The sequence below is a fragment of the Azospirillum brasilense genome (assembly GCF_001315015.1).
GTDB classification, from domain to species: Bacteria; Pseudomonadota; Alphaproteobacteria; order Azospirillales; family Azospirillaceae; genus Azospirillum; species Azospirillum brasilense.
The window spans coordinates 220482-236941 of the sequence record NZ_CP012914.1; the positions used below are offsets into that span (position 1 = coordinate 220482).

At 69.9% G+C, this 16460-nt stretch carries 16 protein-coding genes; 4 read left to right on the forward strand and 12 right to left on the reverse strand.

Annotated features, from left to right (window positions below):
• Window positions 1-32: 32 nt before the first annotated feature.
• Window positions 33-878, forward strand: a complete 846-nt coding sequence (gene phoU, locus AMK58_RS01050) for a phosphate signaling complex protein PhoU (RefSeq protein WP_059398497.1) — start codon at window positions 33-35, stop codon at window positions 876-878.
• 31 nt (window positions 879-909) lie between these two features.
• Window positions 910-1614: a phosphate regulon transcriptional regulator PhoB gene (gene phoB / locus AMK58_RS01055; RefSeq protein ID WP_014238776.1), complete on the forward strand. Its 705-nt coding sequence runs from the start codon at window positions 910-912 to the stop codon at window positions 1612-1614.
• 152 nt (window positions 1615-1766) lie between these two features.
• Here the strand turns inward: phoB and AMK58_RS01060 are convergent, their stop codons facing one another.
• The 8 genes from AMK58_RS01060 to coaBC form a co-directional block, all read right to left on the reverse strand.
• Window positions 1767-2039, reverse strand: coding sequence for a hypothetical protein (locus AMK58_RS01060; protein WP_035669970.1), 273 nt, complete (start codon window positions 2037-2039; stop codon window positions 1767-1769).
• Window positions 2040-2044: 5 nt separating this feature from the next.
• Window positions 2045-2482, reverse strand: a complete 438-nt coding sequence (locus AMK58_RS01065) for a DsrE family protein (protein ID WP_035669944.1) — start codon at window positions 2480-2482, stop codon at window positions 2045-2047.
• A gap of 23 nt (window positions 2483-2505) precedes the next feature.
• Window positions 2506-3294 (reverse strand): HesA/MoeB/ThiF family protein, encoded by a 789-nt coding sequence (locus tag AMK58_RS01070; protein ID WP_035669941.1) that lies wholly within the window; start codon window positions 3292-3294, stop codon window positions 2506-2508.
• Window positions 3295-3367: 73 nt separating this feature from the next.
• Entirely contained in the window at window positions 3368-4180 is an 813-nt protein-coding gene (locus AMK58_RS01075) for a hypothetical protein (RefSeq protein ID WP_051140011.1), read from the reverse strand.
• A 310-nt stretch (window positions 4181-4490) separates the two neighbouring features.
• Entirely contained in the window at window positions 4491-5450 is a 960-nt protein-coding gene (cysK, locus tag AMK58_RS01080; protein ID WP_035669937.1) for a cysteine synthase A, read from the reverse strand.
• 75 nt (window positions 5451-5525) lie between these two features.
• Complete coding sequence (locus AMK58_RS01085; protein ID WP_014238770.1) at window positions 5526-5981, reverse strand: RrF2 family transcriptional regulator; 456 nt, start codon at window positions 5979-5981, stop codon at window positions 5526-5528.
• Window positions 5981-6475 (reverse strand): dUTP diphosphatase, encoded by a 495-nt coding sequence (dut, locus tag AMK58_RS01090; protein ID WP_035669931.1) that lies wholly within the window; start codon window positions 6473-6475, stop codon window positions 5981-5983. The genes AMK58_RS01085 and dut overlap by 1 nt, the downstream gene beginning before the upstream one ends.
• Window positions 6472-7728 (reverse strand): bifunctional phosphopantothenoylcysteine decarboxylase/phosphopantothenate--cysteine ligase CoaBC, encoded by a 1257-nt coding sequence (gene coaBC, locus AMK58_RS01095; protein WP_035669928.1) that lies wholly within the window; start codon window positions 7726-7728, stop codon window positions 6472-6474. Before coaBC ends, dut begins: the two co-directional genes overlap by 4 nt.
• Before the next feature lie 280 nt (window positions 7729-8008).
• Here coaBC and AMK58_RS01100 point away from each other — a divergent pair, with 280 nt between their 5' ends.
• Window positions 8009-9445 carry a sigma-54-dependent transcriptional regulator gene (locus AMK58_RS01100; protein ID WP_059398498.1) on the forward strand — a complete coding sequence of 479 codons (1437 nt, stop codon included), beginning with the start codon at window positions 8009-8011 and terminating at the stop codon, window positions 9443-9445.
• Window positions 9446-9829: 384 nt separating this feature from the next.
• On the forward strand, window positions 9830-10039 hold the full coding sequence (locus AMK58_RS01105) for a cold-shock protein (protein ID WP_014238764.1): 210 nt from the start codon (window positions 9830-9832) through the stop codon (window positions 10037-10039).
• Between the two features lie 9 nt (window positions 10040-10048).
• Here AMK58_RS01105 and AMK58_RS01110 read toward each other — a convergent pair whose 3' ends face one another.
• The 4 genes from AMK58_RS01110 to AMK58_RS01125 are packed head-to-tail and all read right to left on the reverse strand — an operon-like array spanning window position 10049 to window position 16446.
• Entirely contained in the window at window positions 10049-13411 is a 3363-nt protein-coding gene (locus tag AMK58_RS01110) for a PAS-domain containing protein (RefSeq protein WP_059398499.1), read from the reverse strand.
• 31 nt (window positions 13412-13442) lie between these two features.
• A complete protein-coding gene (locus AMK58_RS01115) occupies window positions 13443-14429 on the reverse strand; it encodes a metal ABC transporter permease (protein ID WP_059398500.1) in 987 nt (328 codons plus the stop codon).
• On the reverse strand, window positions 14426-15631 hold the full coding sequence (locus AMK58_RS01120) for a metal ABC transporter permease (protein ID WP_059398501.1): 1206 nt from the start codon (window positions 15629-15631) through the stop codon (window positions 14426-14428). The genes AMK58_RS01115 and AMK58_RS01120 overlap by 4 nt, the downstream gene beginning before the upstream one ends.
• Window positions 15628-16446: a metal ABC transporter ATP-binding protein gene (locus tag AMK58_RS01125; RefSeq protein ID WP_059398502.1), complete on the reverse strand. Its 819-nt coding sequence runs from the start codon at window positions 16444-16446 to the stop codon at window positions 15628-15630. The genes AMK58_RS01120 and AMK58_RS01125 overlap by 4 nt, the downstream gene beginning before the upstream one ends.
• Window positions 16447-16460: the final 14 nt, after the last annotated feature.

The window sequence follows — 16460 nt, forward strand, 5'->3', positions numbered from 1 at the left end:
CACTACTCTTCCATCAGCGAAGGACGTGAAGCATGAGCAACGAACACATCGTGCGTTCCTTCGCGCACGAACTTGAACGCCTGTCCAACCTGATCACCCAGATGGGCGGCGTCGCCGAAGCGCAGGTGGACGCCGCCGTGAAGGCGGTGGCCCGCCGCGACGTCGCGCTGGCCGCCCAGGTCATGCAGGCCGACCAGCGCATCGACGCCTACGAGCGCGACATCGACGCCGAGGCCGTGCGCCTGCTCGCCCTGCGCCAGCCGCTGGCCCAGGACCTGCGCGAGATCGTGTCGGCGCTGAAGATCGCGTCGGACCTGGAGCGGATCGGCGACTACGCCTCCAACATCGCCAAGCGCTCGCTGGCGCTGGCCCAGGTGCCGGTGGTGCGCCCGGCGGTGGCGATCCCGCGCATGGGGCGGCTGGTCGAGTCGATCATGAAGGACGTGCTGGACGCCTACATCGAGCGCGACGTCCGGCGCGCCATCGCCGCCTGGGAGCGCGACGAGGAGCTGGACGACCTCTACACCAGCCTGTTCCGCGAGGTCCTCACCTACATGATGGAGGATCCGCGCAACATCACGCCCTGCACGCACCTGCTGTTCATGGCGAAGAACCTGGAGCGGATCGGCGACCACGCCACCAACATCGCCGAGACCATCCACTATCTGGTGGTCGGCACGACGCTGCGCGCCGCGCGTCCGAAGAACGACGGCAGCAGCTTCGCGGTGGTCGAGCCGGGCGGTTCGGTCATGGATGCGGCCACGGAGTCGGTGGAGCGGGGGCCAGTGGAGCGGGGGCCAGTGGAGCGGGGGCCAGTGGAACGGGGATTGCCGCGGGACGGCGGCCCGGATAACGATGGAGCGGGACATGCCGCGTGACGGCGAGACGCGCAGTGGGAGCGGGACAAGCATGAATTCGGCGCTGAAGCCGCTCGTCCTCATCGTCGAGGACGAAGCCGACATCGTGACGCTGCTGAAGTACAATCTGGAGAAGGAAGGCTTCCGCGTGAACGCCGCCACCGACGGCGAGGAAGCCCTTCTGCTGGCCGGCGAGCAGACGCCGAACATCGTCCTGCTCGACTGGATGCTGCCGCTGATGTCGGGCCTGGAGGTCTGCCGCCAGATGCGCCGCAACAGCAAGATGCGCGACATCCCGATCATCATGCTGACCGCCCGCGGCGAGGAGGCGGACCGCGTGCGCGGCCTGAACTCCGGCGCCGACGACTACATCACCAAGCCCTTCTCCCCGACCGAGCTGGTCGCCCGCATGCGCGCCGTGCTGCGCCGCTCGGCCCCCGGCATGACCGACGAGACGCTGCAGTTCGCCGACGTGACCATGGATCTGGCCGCCCACCGGGTGCGCCGGAACGGGCGCGACGTGCATCTGGGGCCGACCGAGTTCCGCCTGCTGCGCCATTTCATGCAGCATCCCGGCCGCGTGTTCTCGCGCGAGCAGCTTCTCGACGTGGTGTGGGGCCACGACGTCTATGTCGAGCCGCGCACCGTGGACGTGCACATCCGCCGCCTGCGCAAGGCGATGAACGAGGAGACGGAGATGGACCTGATCCGCACCGTCCGCTCGGCGGGCTACGCGCTGGACAGCAAGTCCATCTGAGCGAAATGCGCCAAGCGCCGGCCTTGCCCCCTCCCTAACCCTCCCCCGCTGACGCAGGGGAGGGGATTGTTTCCCTCTCCTGCGAAGCGGGGGAGGGAAGGGGCCCACGCGCAAGCGTGGGAAGGGTGGGGGCTCCGTGTGCAATGCGAAAGCTACCCCTCCAACAGCCCCACCGCCTCCCGCAAAATTTCCACCTTCGGGCCGAATCGCTTCACCGGGTCGCTGTCCTCGATGAAGCCGATCATCATGCGCAGGGCGTGCGCCACCCGCGGGGCGAGGTCGGGATGCGCCGTCACATGCTGCGCCAGATGGGCCAGCGCGTCCCGGTAGGGGTGGCCCTCGAATCCCTCCGCGGCGATCGCCTCGAAGCGGTTCGCGTGCTCGATCACCAAGCTGTGGTCCACCGGGCTGTGGTCGTCGGTCATCGCGCTCACACGAAGAGGATCGCGCCGGTCTTCGGCGCGTCGTTCAGAAAGGTGACGACGCCGCCGGTCTTCACCGGCACGTCGGGGCGCAACTGCACACCGGCAGGCAGGCCGAGCGCGCGCAGCCCCATTTCGCAGGCCATGACCGTGACCTTCAGCATCACGCAGGCCTCCAGCAACTCTTCGAAGCCGGCCAGTCCGTTGGCGGTGAAGGCGGCGTCGCGCTCCGCCGGGCGGCTGCCGTCGTCGGCGGGGTCCAGCCGGTGCCAGCCCGGCGCGCCGTCGGCGTCTCCGGCCAGCAACGTGTTCAGGGCGCGGCCGGTGAAGAACAGCGTGACCTTGCGGTTGGTCGCCGCCGCGGCGCTGGCCATCACCAGGGCGTAGTGCACCCGGTCGAAGCCGCCCGCGAACAGGACGATGGACAGGTTTTCAGGACCTTCCATGGGGGGAGCCTCTCAGCCGCCGCTCAGTGGGCGGACAGGTCGTGGATGGTCGGGTGGGCGCCGCACAGCGGGCAGTCGGGGTCGCGGCGCACCGTGATGCGCTGGAACGAGGCGTGCAGCGTGTCGAGCATCATCAGGCTGCCCGACAGGCCCTCGCCGATGCCCATGATCTCCTTCAGCACCTCGGTCGTCTGGAGCGAGCCGACGAAGCCGGCCAGCGCCCCCAGCACGCCGCCCTCGGAGCAGGAGGGCACCAGCCCGCGCGGCGGCGGCTCCGGGAACAGGCAGCGGTAGCAGGGGTGCGGATCGCCGAGATGCGCCTTGAAGGTGGACACCTGCCCGTCGAAGCGCAGGATCGCCGCCGACACCAGCGTCTTACCCGCGAAGTAGCAGGCGTCGTTTAGGAGGAAGCGCGTGGCGAAATTGTCCGACCCGTCGGCCACGATGTCGTAGCGGCCGATCAGGTCCAGCGCGTTGTCCTTCGTCAGGCGCATCTTGTGCACCTCCACCGCTACGTCGGGGTTCAGCGCGCGGATGCGGGCGGCGGCGCTCTCCACCTTCGGAACGCCGAGCGACGACTCATCGTGGATCACCTGCCGTTGCAGGTTGGACAGGTCCACCGTGTCGTCGTCGATGACGCCGATGGTGCCCACCCCCGCCGCGGCGAGGTAGAGCAGCAACGGCGCGCCGAGCCCGCCGGCTCCGACGACAAGGACGCGGGCGCGCAGCAGCGCCTCCTGCCCGACGCCGCCGACCTCCGGCAGGATGATGTGGCGGGAATAGCGGTGGAGCTGGGTGTCGGTGAAATCCATGATCCGCAGAATAGCGCGGAACGCCCCATGCCGCGCAAGCCCCTCGCTCAGGCTCCCGCCGCAGGCGGCGGCGTCAGGCGAGCAGGCTCATCTTGTAGGGGGTGGTCTTCGCCTTGCTGGACGACTTGTTCGCGTCCTCCGCCGCCCACTGCTTCAGCCGGGCTTCGCGCTCCCGCATGATCTTGTCGAACGGGCGTTCCTCGCTGTTGTCGTCGGGCGACTTGGCGACCTTCTGGACGAAGTTCAGCTGATAGGGGATTTCGCCGATCACGTTCTTCGGCGGAACGATCACCAACTCGTACTGGCCGGGTTCGATCTTGAAGCTGGGCTTCTTCAGCATGTCCCCACCCGACTTGGCCGGGTCCATCGTGTCGCCGGAGGCCACGACCTTGCCCTCCTTGCTCATGAGGGCCCAGCGCGTCAAGGGAAGGGACATGTTGCCGACGAACTCGCCGCCCTGGGCGACGGTCAGCGTGTGCTTCTGGACGCCTGGATCCTTGCCGACGACGGCGCGGGCGATGCCCTTCATCTGGGCGCCGGTCCCCACCATCATGATGTTCTGGCGTTCGGTGACGTCCAGCGTGTATTCGCGCTCGTTCACCCCGCGGACGGCCTGAGAGATGACCGCCGTGTAGGTGCCGGGGCCGAGCTTCGCGCTGGCCTCCGCCGCCTCGTTCTTCGCCTTGGCCTCGGCGACGACCTTGTTGTTCTGGTCGACGATCTTGATGTTGGTGTTGATGTCGGCGATTCGGAAATTGAATTCGCCGGCCTTCGACACCGTGAACTGGCGGTAGTCGGTGGACGCGAGGTTGGAGTCCAATTCGTTGGTGATGCCGCGGAACTGGAACCAGTTCATCGTCGAGGCATTCGGAATCGCGACGCCCATGGTGGCCTCCCCCGCTGGTCCTGTGCCGTCAGCTCCGCATCGTCGGGCGCCCGTGGCGAAAGCCGGGCCATCGCCTGTAACGGCGGAGCCGCGCCGGCCGAAACTCCCGGCGCAGACAGGTTAGATTAATAAAATCCAATCTTTTTGTCAAAGCGCCGCCCGATGCCAGGGGCGGGTACAAAGACCGGACGGATCCCACTCTACAGCAGGATGCGCGGCGGCGCAATATTCGCCGCCCGGTTGCGCAGGAACATGCGCTGGAAACCCCTCTCCCATAGCCGCGGGCGGCCGTGGGAGAGGGGGGACCGGTTTATTCCAGCCCCTCGAACAGGGCGGTGGAGAGATAGCGCTCGGCGAAGGATGGCAGGATCACGACGATCAGCTTGCCCTCGTTCTCCGGACGGGAGCCGATCTCCAGCGCCGCGGCCAGCGCCGCGCCCGAGGAGATGCCGACCGGGATGCCTTCCAGCTTCGCCACCTTGCGGGCCGTCTCGAAGGCGCGCTGGTTGGAGATGCGCACGACCTCGTCGATCAGGTCCTTCTTCAGGACGTCCGGCACGAAGCCGGCGCCGATGCCCTGGATCTTGTGCGGGCCGGGCATGCCGCCGGACAGGACGGGGCTGTCCTCCGGCTCCACCGCGATGGTGCGGAAGCCCGGCTTGCGGGCCTTCAGGACCTCCGACACGCCGGTCAGCGTGCCGCCGGTGCCGACGCCGGAAATCAGGAAATCGGCCTTGCCGTCGGTGTCCTTCCAGATCTCCTCCGCCGTCGTGTTGCGGTGGATCTCCGGGTTGGCGGCGTTCTTGAACTGCTGGAGCATGTAGGCGTTCGGATCGGTGGCGACGATCTCGTCGGCCCGGCGGATGGCGCCCTTCATGCCCTCCGCCGCCGGGGTCAGCACCAGCTCGGCGCCCAGCAGCTTCAGCATCTTGCGGCGCTCGACCGACATGCTTTCCGGCATGGTCAGGATCAGCCGGTAGCCCTTGGCGGCGGCGACGAAGGCCAGCGCGATGCCGGTGTTGCCCGACGTCGGCTCGACCAGGGTGGTGCGGCCGGGCTCGATGGTGCCGGCGCGCTCCGCCGCGTCGATCATCGCGAAGCCGATGCGGTCCTTCACGCTGGCCAGCGGGTTGAAGAACTCCAGCTTGCCGACGATCTGGGCCTTGGCCCCGGCGTCCTCGGCCAGCCGGTTGACGCGCACCAGCGGCGTGGCGCCGACGGTGTCGAGAATGCTGTCGTAGATCTTACCGCGAAACTCGGAACCCGGCATTTTTCACTCCTCCGGTGTGTGGTATTTTCCCACTTTCCACAGCGTGTGTGGAATTTAACCGTTTTCCGGGTGGGATCAAATCGTAAAATCGATGCGGTCTTCGGTCTCGCTCTCCACCCCGGCGGTGCGGGCGCGCAGGCAGAGATCCTCGATGGTGATGTCGTCGAGCTTCTTCATGCATTCCTCCTGAAGCTCGTTCCACAGAGGGCGCACGACCTTGTGCCCCAGGATGGAACCCGCCGGCTCCTCGATGGGGTCGGTCGCGGTCTCCATGGAGCGGACGACCTTCACGATCTCGCCCAGCGTGATCCGCCGGCGCTCGCGGGCCAGCCGGTAGCCGCCGCGCGGCCCGCGCACGCCGGCCAGGACGCCGTCGCGGACGAGCTGCTGGAGAACCTGCTCCAGATAGCGCTTGGGAATGCCCTGGCGGCGCGTGATCTCGCCGGACTGCACGGGTTCGGTGCCGGCGTTGTAGGCGATGTCCAGAACCGCCTCGATCGCGAACATCAGCTTCTTGGAGATGCGGAGCATCAGCGCGACTCCTGCGCGGGGGAGGGCGGGGCGAACTGGCCGGTGGAGCCGAAGCCGCCCGTTCCGCGGGCGCTGTCGGGCAGGGCGGCCGACTCGGCCCAGGCGGCGCGTTCGTAGCGGGCGATCACCAACTGGGCGATGCGCTGCCCGCGCTCCACCGTGAAGGGCTGGTCGCCGTGGTTGATCAGGATCACCCCGACCTCGCCGCGGTAGTCGGCGTCGATGGTGCCGGGGCTGTTCAGCACCGTGACCCCGTGCTTCAGCGCCAGACCGGAGCGCGGCCGCACCTGCGCCTCGTACCCGTCGGGCAGGGCGAAGGCGACGCCGGTGGGGATCAGCGCGCGGCGGCCCGGCTCCAGGACGACCGGCTCCGCCACCGCCGCCAGCAGGTCCATGCCCGCCGCATGCTCCGTCGCGTAGGCCGGCAGGTCCAGCCCCGCGGCGTGGGCGAGCCGGACGATGGGAACGGGAATGGCGGGTGCCGTTGCGCTCACGGAATGGTCTCCTGGAGGGCGGGGGTGGAGGGTGGATTGAAATGCCGGGCGATGGCCTCGGCCAAGCGGGCGGCCACGGCGTCCTTGCCCATGGTGGGCCAGTCCTCGGCGCCGTCGGCGCGGATCAGATGGACAGTGTTGTCGGCCCCGCCGAAGGTGGTGGTGCCCGGCGACACGTCGTTGGCGACGATCCAGTCGCAGCCCTTGCGGATGCGCTTGGCGGTCGCATAGTCCACCACGTTGCCGGTCTCCGCGGCGAAGCCGACAACCAGCGCCGGGCGGCGCGGCCCCGGCTGGGACAGGGTCGCCAGGATGTCGGGATTCTCGGCCAGGGTCAGGCTCGGCGGGCCGCCGCCGTCCTTCTTCAGCTTGCGGTCCGATTCGCCGGCCACACGCCAGTCGGCGACGGCGGCGGCGCAGACCGCGATGTCCGCGGGCAGAGCCGACTCGCAGGCCGCCAGCATCTCCCGCGCCGTCTCGATGGGGCGCACGGTGCAGCCGGCCGGGTCGGGCAGGCGGGTCGGGCCGGTGACCAGCGTCACGTCGGCGCCCAGCCGCCGCAGCGCCTCGGCGATGGCGTGGCCCTGCTTGCCGGAGGAGCGGTTGGCGATGTAGCGCACCGGGTCGATGGGCTCCACCGTCGGGCCGCTGGTGACCAGGGCGCGCTTGCCGGCCAGCGGCCTGGGCGCGTCCAACTCCTCGAAATGGGCGGCGATGGCCTGGACGATCTCCATCGGTTCGGCCATGCGCCCGAATCCGTACTCGCCGCAGGCCATCTCCCCCTTGTTCGGGCCGACCCGGCGCACGCCGCGCTTCTCCAGGAGCGCCAGATTGTCGCGGGTCGCCGGATGCTCCCACATGCGGACGTTCATCGCCGGGGCGACGAGCACCGGCTTGTCGGTGGCCAGCAGCACGGTGGCCGCCAGATCGTCGGCCATGCCGGCGGCCATGCGGGCCAGCAGGTTGGCGGTGGCCGGGGCGACGACCAGCAGGTCGGCGTCGCGCGACAGCTGGATGTGTCCCATCTCCGATTCGTCGGTCAGGGACCACAGGTCCTGGTAGACGGTGTCCTCGGTCAGCGCCTGCACGGACAGCGGCGTGACGAACTGGGTCCCGGCCCGGGTCAGGACCGCGCGCACGCGCACGCCCCGCTCCTTCAGGCGGCGGATCAGCTCCAGGCTCTTGTAGGCCGCGATGCCGCCCGCGATGACGAGCAGGATGCGCTTGCCGGACAGCACGGATGTTTCGGCCACGGGGGTCCGCCTCTCCTTGCTATGGATTTTGTAGAATTCAGATATTCCATCACGACACCCGGTACAAGCGTCCTTCGCTGATCCTCACAGCGAATCCGGTGTGAAATGCACATCCATGATGGGTGTGTGAAACCGCGGGCGTGATATTTCGTTGCGCGGCCGCATCCCAGGTCTTTCGTCTCCGGCCCATCATCGCGTAGAGTGCATTTTTAAGGATTTGCTGATAACCAGGGCAATCCGATGGCCTTTTCCGCATTTTTCCTTTGAATCCATACGGTCCATGCCCCCGCGCTCCACGCCAATCCTTCTTGTCGAAGACACGCCGTCGCTGGCCCGCGTCTATGCGGAATTCCTGAAGAAGGACTGCACCGCCGTCACCACGGTGGAAACCGGGGCCGCGGCGCTGGAGCAGCTCGCCGACGGCGTGCCTCGGATCGTGCTGCTGGATCTTCAGCTTCCCGACATGCACGGGATGGAGGTGCTGAAGCGGATCAGTGCCCAGGCGCTGCCCTGCGCGGTCATCATCATCACCGCCCATGGGTCGGTCGGGGTGGCGGTGGAGGCGATGCGCTACGGCGCCTATGATTTCCTGGTGAAGCCCTTCTCGGCGGAGCGGCTGACCGTCACCGTGCGCAACGCCATGGAGCGGCTGCGCCTCGCCCAGCTCGTCGACAGCTTCGAGAAGGATCTGGGGCGCAGCCGCTACCACGGTTTCCTCGGCTCCTCGCTGGCGATGCAGGCGGTCTACCGGATCATCGACAGCGCCGCCTCCTCGCGCGCGACGGTCTTCATCACCGGCGAGTCGGGCACCGGCAAGGAAGTTTGCGCCGAGGCCATCCACCGGCAGAGCCCGCGGGCCGACCGGCCCTTCATCGCCATCAACTGCGGGGCCATCCCCAAGGACCTGATGGAGAGCGAGATCTTCGGCCACATGAAGGGCTCCTTCACCGGGGCGGTGGCCGACCGCGAGGGCGCCGCAGCGCGGGCCAACGGCGGCACCCTGTTCCTCGACGAGATCTGCGAGCTGGCGCCCGACCTCCAGACCAAGCTGCTGCGATTCATCCAGACCGGCACCTTCACGCCCGTCGGCGGCAGCCGGCTGGAGAAGGTCGATCTGCGCATCATCTGCGCGACCAACCGCGACCCCCTGCGCGAGGTCGAGGAGGGGCGCTTCCGCGAGGATCTCTATTACCGGCTGCACGTCATCCCCATCCACCTGCCGCCGCTGCGCGAGCGTGAGGACGACGTGCTGGAGATCTGCCGGCAGTTCCTGAGCGATTACGCGCGAGAGGAGGGCAAGGGCTTCGTCCGCTTCTCCCCGGCGGCGGAGCAGGCTTTGCGCACCTACCATTGGCCGGGCAACGTGCGGCAGGTGCAGAACGTGGTGCGCAACATCGTGGTGCTGCACGACGGCGACACGGTGACGCCGGCCATGCTGCCGGCCCCGCTCGGCAGTCCGGCGGGGACCGCCGCGGCGTCGTCCGCGGGCAACGGCGGCAATAGTCATGGCGGCGGACACGGCGGTGGCCTGGCCTCCGCGGCCCACGCGCCGTCCCCCAAAACGGTGAAGCCGCTGTGGGAGGTGGAGCGCGACGCCATCGAGGAGGCCATTGCCGCCTGCGACGGCAACATTCCCCGCGCCGCGGCCCTGCTGGAGATCAGCGCCTCGACCATCTACCGCAAGCGCCTCGCCTGGCAGGCCGAAGGAAAACTCTGATTCCCGGTCGCGTCGGGAGTCTCATCCCCCCGCTCTTGTCCTCGCGCCTCTGGTCCTGCCGAAGCATAGACTTCGTGTGCGTTCAATTCACGCAAGACCATCGAAAGTCTTGCCGTGCCGGGACCTGCCGCCATCGGCTTATTTCCAAATGACCGGTCTGGCCACATTGGGCATATGCCGTGAAGCCGCCTTGCCGGTTCCGGTGCCATCCGGCTAGCCTCCCCTCGCGTTGCTTTGCTTGCGCTTCCGCGTGGCGCCACACCGGACCGCTACACCGGATCGCCGGACATGACCGCCACACCGTCCATCGTCCTTCGCCGGCCCCTTGCGCCCCGCGGCGCGGACCGGCGGCAGCCCCCCGACCGAGGAGCAGGAGTTCGCCTTATGACCACCGGCACCGTCAAATGGTTCAACACCACCAAGGGATATGGCTTCATCGCGCCGGAGGCCGGCGCCAAGGACGTGTTCGTGCACATCACGGCCGTGCAGAAGTCGGGTCTTCACGCCCTGTCCGAGGGCCAGCGCGTCGAGTTCGAGGTGGCGCGCGGCAACAACGGCAAGGACGCCGCGGTCAACATCAGCGTCATGGAGTGAAGCCGCGCGTCATGACGTGACGTAGCCGCGGAGCCGGTAGGCCTCCACGGCTTCCCGGGTGAGGCGGGGGATGTCGCGGCACAGCGACGTCACCTCACCCACCGCGTTGCTCCGGCAGGCCAGTTCCAGCGCCCGGGCGGCCGCCGACAGGTTGCGCGCGCCGAAGGTCCCCGCGGTGCTCTTCAGCGTGTGGGCCTCCTTCGCCAGCCCGGCGAGATCGGCCGGGCCTCCCCCCGCCGCTTCCGCGCCGCCGCGGGCGATCCTCTCAGCCCGCTCCAGCGTCTCCTCCACGAACTGGCGGATGACATCGGCCAGAAGTTCCGCATCGAGATCATGGGCGAGCTGTTGCAGGACCTCCATGTCCAAAACGCCTTTCTCCGGCGTGCCCGTATCCGCAACGCCCGCCGGGGTGGCGTCCAGCCAGCGGGAAACCGTCTCCAGCAGATGCGGGCGGTCGATGGGCTTGGCGACATGCCCGTTCATCCCGGCGGCCAGACAGCGTTCGCGGTCACTGTCCATGGCGTCGGCGGTCATGGCGATGATCGGGACGGTGCCGGCCGGCGGCGGCAGGACGCGCAGCCGGCGGGTGGCGGTCAACCCGTCCATCTCCGGCATGGCGAGGTCCATCAGGACCAGCCCATAGGGCGACGGGCCGGCCGCCGCGGCCTCCAGCGCTTCCAGCGCTTCCCGTCCGTTGTTGGCGATGTCCACCCGATAGCCGGCGCCGCGCAACAGCAGGGCGGCGACCATCTGGTTCGTCGGGCTGTCCTCGACCAGCAGAATCCGCTGGCCCGTTCCGGCGGCGAGCGGGGCGGCCGGGCTTTGCGCAGGCGGCGGCGCGGCGGGCGGCGCCTCCGCCACGCTCCGCCCGGTCACGGCGGCGAGCAGGCGTGAGGGCCGGGCGGGCTTCGTCACCGTGGCGTCGGCGCCGTTGCCGTCCCCTCCCGCGGTCCGGTGCGGCAGGGCGAGACGGACGATCCGCCCCACGCCCCGTGCGCGCAGCCGGTCGGGCAGCGAGCCGGCGACCGGGGTCTCCACGCTGCCGATCACCGCGATGCCGGCGGCGGGCAGGGTGCCGGCGTCCAGCCCGGCCACCATCGCCACCACGTCCGGCGCGCTGACCGTGGCTCCCCAGGAATGGAGCTGCTCGGCCAAAGCCCGCCGGGCGACGGGGTTGGATTCCAGAAGCAGAACGGTCTCCCCGGCCAACGGCGGTTCCGCCGCGGCGGCCCGCGCCCTCCCGGACTCCAGCGGCCCGGACCCCAGAGGCCCGGACCCCAGAGGCAGGGTGAACCAGAAGCGGCTGCCCTGGTCGGGGGTGCTGTCGAAACCGATACTCCCCCCCATCATCTCCACCAGCCGCTTGGAAATCGCCAGCCCCAGCCCGGCGCCGTCGTGGCGCCGCGACAGGCGGGGATGCACTTGGGAGAATTCAGTGAAGAGGTCGGCCCGCGCGTCCTGCGGAATGCCGATGCCGGTGTCGGTCACCTCGAATCGCAGGCGCGGCGGCGCTTGGCCGCCACCGTCCTGGTCCGACTCCACTGTCGACAGGGTGACGGCGACGCCGCCGCGGTCGGTGAACTTCACGGCGTTGCCGACAAGGTTCAGCAGGACCTGCCTTACCCGCCCCGAGTCGCCGCGCAGCATCGCCGGCAGGCCGCCGGGGATGCAGACGGCCAGTTCGATCCCCTTGGCGAAGGCGCGGGGAGCCTGCAACTCGGCCACGCTTTCCACCACCTCGGCCGGGGAGAAGCAGCCCGACTCCAGGGTCAGCTTCCCGGCCTCCATCTTGGAGATGTCCAGGATGTCGTTCAGCATGGACAGCAGCGCCTCCGCCGACTCGCGGGCGGTGCGGGCGTAGGCGCGCTGCTCCTCGCCCAGCGGGCCGTCGAGAAGCAGCCCCAGCATGCCCAGGACGCCGTTCATCGGAGTGCGGATCTCGTGGCTGATGGTGCGCAGGAACTCCGACTTGGCGCGGCTCGCCAGCTCCGCCTGCTCCTTGGCGAGGCGGAGCTGCGCTTCCGCAAGGCGGTGGGCGGTGATGTCGCGAAAGGACACCATCGCCATCGTCCGCCCGCGGTAGGGCACGTAGCGGGTTTCCCCCTGCACGGTCAGCCGTTCGCCGTTGCGGCGCAGGCAGATGGTTTCAAAGGGGGTTTCTTCGTGGGCGCGGATGCGCTGCCAGTTGAGTTCACGGTCCTCCGGCGCCATCAGGGCGGTGATGGACAGCCCCGTCAGTTCGTCCGGCGGATAGCCCAGGATGGCGGCGGCGGCCCGGTTGGCGTCGGCGATCACCCCCTGCTCATGCACCAGGATGCCGTCGATGGCGGCGTCCGACAGTTTGCGGAAGCGGTCCTCGCTCTCCCGCAGAGCCCGCTCCACCCGGCGGTGATCGGTGATGTCCGTGTAGGTCATCAGGACCGAGCGGTCGGGCAGGAAGCTGGCGGTGATCTCCAGGACCCGGCCGTCGGGGCGCGTGCGCTCGATGCGGCTGACTCCCTCGGGACGCAGGTTGGTCAAATGGCGGGCGACGATCTCCGCCGTATCGCCGGGGCCGAACTCGCCGCGCTCGGCCATGAAGCGCAGGAAGCCGGGCATGCTCAGGCCGGGATGGAGCGCGTCGTCCGGCAGGTCGAGCATCTCCCGCAGGCGCCGGTTGCAGGTCAGGAAATGATAGTCCGCGCTCCACACCACGAGGCCCTGCGACATGGCGCTGAAGGTGGCCTCCAGCAGGTCGGACTTGTGGGCCAGTTCCTGCTCGCGCCGTTTCAGCTCGCTGATGTCGGTGCGCAGCCCGACATAGCCGCCGTCGCTGGTCCGCCGCTCCTCGATCTTGAACCAGCGCCCGTCGCCGATCCGCAGCACTTGCGGCCCCTGCGGGTTGCGGTGCCGCTCCATCTCCCGCTCGACCCAGCGGTCGATGTCGCCGGGGCCGCAGTCGGGGTAATGGCCGGCGGCGGCGGCGCGGCGGATCAGCGATTCGAAGGTGATGCCGGGCTCCAGAGGCCCCAGCGGAGCGTAGATCTCGCGGAAACGGGCGTTGCATTGGACCAGCCGGTCATCCGCGTCGAACAGGGCAAAGCCCTCGTTGACGACCTCGATGGCCTCGGACAGGCGGCGGTGGGCGTCCGCCGCCCGGCTGTCGGCGGCGCGGGCCTCCGCTTCGGCGCGCCGGGTAGCCTCCCGCTCGCGCAGCACCGCCAGGGCCATCACCACACCGGCCAGCCCGATCCCGAAGAAGGGCCAGATCAGCTCGTCCGTCCCATGCTCCAGAAGATGCTGCAGCGTGTGCAGCGCGCTCGCCATCAGAAGGAGGAGCGCGACCAGGGTGAGCCAGCTCCAACGGCGCAGCCGGCGGGGGTGGAACGGCATTCGGCGCTCCGCATCGGACGAGGCGAAAACGTTACGGCTTTTGCGCCTCCGGAGCAACGAATCCGGGGGCGGCGCGCAGCCGGCCGACGGCGCGGCGGCGGCCCAGCAGGCCGTGGCGCGGCCCGAACAGGACGGCCAGCGCCAGGATCAGCCCGGATGCCACGGCGATCATCCCCGCCGCGTTCAGCGAGTGGGAGGCCCCGAGCAGCATCGGCCCGAAGGCGGCGGCGCCATAGCCGGCCAGCGCCGCCAGCACTCCCAGCGCGACGCTGAGCAGGATCTGCGCGGCCAGCCGGTCGGTCAGCAGGCGCGCCGCGGCGGGCGGGGCGATCAGCATGGCGATGACCAGGATGGAACCCACCGCCTCGAAGGCGGCGATGGCGGTGGCCGCCACCAGAAGCACCACCCCGTAATGGAACAGCCCGGCCGGGATGCCCAGCGTGGAGGCCAGCGCCGGATCGAAGGTGGTGATCTTCAGCTCCTTGTAGAACAGCCCGACCAGGGCGACGCAGAGCGCGAAGACCGCGGCCAGCGTCAGCACCTCCCGCGGCAGGGCCGCCCACACCGCCGGGTCGGCCAGCGACGCCCAGCCCTTGGGGGCCAGCCACAGGATGGTCTCCAGCTGGCCATAGAGCACGCAGTCGGCGTCGAGATCGACGCCGCCGGCCGACGCCTGCTCGATCATCACCACGCCGGCGGCGAACATCACGGTGAAGACGACGCCCATGGCGGCACCGGACTCCAGCCGGCCCAGCCGCCGCACCGCCTCGATCAGCAGGCCGGCCAGCGCCGCGGCGGCCAGCGCGCCGAGCATCATCGGCAGCGTCTCCCGCGTGCCGGCGACCAGGAAGCCGCCGACGATGCCGGGCAGGATGGCGTGGCTGACCGCGTCGCCCATCATCCCCTGGCGCCGCAGCACCAGGAAATTGCCGACCAGCGCGCAGGCGGCGCAGGCCAGCACCGCGGCGAGCAGGGCGGGGGCGTCGATCTGCAGGAATTCCTGGACGTCGGGCATCATGACGGGGCGCTCCGTTCCTCCAGCAGCCGGACCATGTCGCCGGGCAGGACCGAGTCGATGGGGTCGACGCCCCAGTTGGCGTGGGCGGGCAGCAGGGCCGGGTAGTCGGCCAGGAACCGCTCCCACAGCCGGCGGTCGCGCGCCGCCGCGCGGGCGGCGGTCTGGCCGGCCGGGGTCAGGGCGCCGTCCCGGGCATAGCCGCGCAGGCGCAGCCAGAGCGCCGTCGCGCCCTCCACCGGCCGGCCGTCCAGCAGGTCGGTCAGGGCGCGCCGCTCCGCGAAGGTCAGGCGCAGCCGCCCCTGGCGCAGCGCGGCGGCGACCAGCCCGCGCGCCGGGGCGAACAGGAAGCTGAGCAGGAAGAAGCCCCCGGCGACCAGGACGATCACCGCCCCCGCCGGCAGCTTGGGCAGCAGGGCCGACAGGGTGGCGCCGAGCCAGCCGGACAGCGCACCGATCACCGCCGCGGCGACGGTCAGGGCGGGCAGCCGGTCGGTCCAGAAGCGGGCGGCGGCGGGCGGGATGATCAGGAGCGCGACCACCAGGATCAGCCCCACCGTCTGGAGCCCGATCACCGTCACCAGCGTCGCCAGACCCATCAACACGAGGTCGAGCGCCCCCACCGGCCAGCCTTGCACGGCGGCGAATCCGGGGTCGAAGGCCAGCACCCGCAGCTCCTTGAACAGCAGGGCGACGGCCAGCGCCGCCCCAGCGGCCAGCAGGCCGATGGCGATGGCCTCGCCCTGCGCCATGGCGGCGGTCTGGCCCAGGATGAAGGTCTTCAGCCCGGCCTGCCCGCCCAGTTCCAAATTCTGGATGACGCTGAGCAGCACGACGCCCAGCCCGAAGAAGACCGACAGCACCGCGCCGATGGCCGAATCCTCGGTCAGCCGGGTGAACCGGGACAGCGCCTGCACCGTCAGCAGCCCGACCACCCCGCTCGCCACCGCCCCGGCCAGCAGCAGCAGCAGCGAGCGCTCCGGCAGGCCGAGCGCCGCCCCGACCAGGAAGGCGACGGCGATGCCGGGCAGGGTGGCGTGGCTCAGCGCGTCGCTGACCAGCGCGCGGCGGCGCAGCAGCAAAAAGGTGCCGACCGTCCCGCCGGCCAACCCCAGCGCGGCGGTCCCGGCGACCACCACGGCGCTGTTGAAGCCGGACTGGAAGGTCAGGATGCGCAACGCCTCCTCGAACATGGGATCGATCATGACGCCTCCGCCCCCAATGTCCCCAATGCCGCCGGGGCCGGCATCGGCCGCCCGCCGTAGGTGCGGGACAGCAGATCGGGCGTCATCACCCGTGCGACCGGCCCCTGGGCGACCACGCGGGTGTTGAGCAGCAGGGCGTGGTCGAAATAGTCGCTGACCGTCTGAAGATCGTGGTGGACGCAGATCACCGTGCGCCCGGCGGCGTCGAGGTCGCGCAGCACCTGGAGCACCGCGCGCTCCGTCGCCGCGTCCACCCCGGCGAAGGGCTCGTCCATGAAATAGAGCTGCGCCTCCTGGGCCAGCGCGCGGGCCAGGAAGACGCGCTGCTGCTGACCACCGGACAGCTGGCCGATCTGGCGCTTGGCGAAGTCGGCCATGCCCACCCGCTCCAGCGCGTGCAGCGCGGCCTCCTTGTGGGCGCGGGTGACCGGGCGGAACCAGCCGATCTTCCCGTAGCGGCCCATCGCCACCACGTCGAGCGCCGAGACGGGGAAGTCCCAGTCCACGCTTTCGCGCTGCGGCACATAGCCGATTAGGCGGCGCTGCCTGGCGATCGGGCGTCCGAACACCTCGACCGTGCCCGACACGCTGGGGACCAGCCCGAGGCACGCCTTGATCAGGGTCGATTTGCCCGCGCCGTTCGGTCCGACCACGGCGATCAGCCCGCCCGGCGGGGCGGCGTAGTCGACGTTCCACAGCACCGGCCGGCGGTGGTAGGCGACGGTCAGGCCGCGGATCTCCAGGGGCGGCGGCCCGATGGGCGAGGCCTCCTCGGGGGCGGTGCGGCTGCCGGGGGTGCGCCAGAGATACTGCATGGTCCGTTCCTCCT

Coding starts and splice junctions, on each gene's coding strand:
- AMK58_RS01115 (WP_059398500.1), bottom strand. CDS start 14,429: ATGATGCCCGACGTCCAGGAATTCCTGCAGATCGACGCCCCCGCCCTG.
- AMK58_RS01075 (WP_051140011.1), bottom strand. CDS start 4,180: ATGGGCGTCGCGATTCCGAATGCCTCGACGATGAACTGGTTCCAGTTC.
- phoB (WP_014238776.1), top strand. CDS start 910: ATGAATTCGGCGCTGAAGCCGCTCGTCCTCATCGTCGAGGACGAAGCC.
- AMK58_RS01120 (WP_059398501.1), bottom strand. CDS start 15,631: ATGATCGATCCCATGTTCGAGGAGGCGTTGCGCATCCTGACCTTCCAG.
- AMK58_RS01060 (WP_035669970.1), bottom strand. CDS start 2,039: ATGACCGACGACCACAGCCCGGTGGACCACAGCTTGGTGATCGAGCAC.
- AMK58_RS01105 (WP_014238764.1), top strand. CDS start 9,830: ATGACCACCGGCACCGTCAAATGGTTCAACACCACCAAGGGATATGGC.
- AMK58_RS01070 (WP_035669941.1), bottom strand. CDS start 3,294: ATGGATTTCACCGACACCCAGCTCCACCGCTATTCCCGCCACATCATC.
- AMK58_RS01125 (WP_059398502.1), bottom strand. CDS start 16,446: ATGCAGTATCTCTGGCGCACCCCCGGCAGCCGCACCGCCCCCGAGGAG.
- AMK58_RS01110 (WP_059398499.1), bottom strand. CDS start 13,411: ATGCCGTTCCACCCCCGCCGGCTGCGCCGTTGGAGCTGGCTCACCCTG.
- cysK (WP_035669937.1), bottom strand. CDS start 5,450: ATGCCGGGTTCCGAGTTTCGCGGTAAGATCTACGACAGCATTCTCGAC.
- AMK58_RS01100 (WP_059398498.1), top strand. CDS start 8,009: ATGCCCCCGCGCTCCACGCCAATCCTTCTTGTCGAAGACACGCCGTCG.
- AMK58_RS01085 (WP_014238770.1), bottom strand. CDS start 5,981: ATGCTCCGCATCTCCAAGAAGCTGATGTTCGCGATCGAGGCGGTTCTG.
- AMK58_RS01065 (WP_035669944.1), bottom strand. CDS start 2,482: ATGGAAGGTCCTGAAAACCTGTCCATCGTCCTGTTCGCGGGCGGCTTC.
- phoU (WP_059398497.1), top strand. CDS start 33: ATGAGCAACGAACACATCGTGCGTTCCTTCGCGCACGAACTTGAACGC.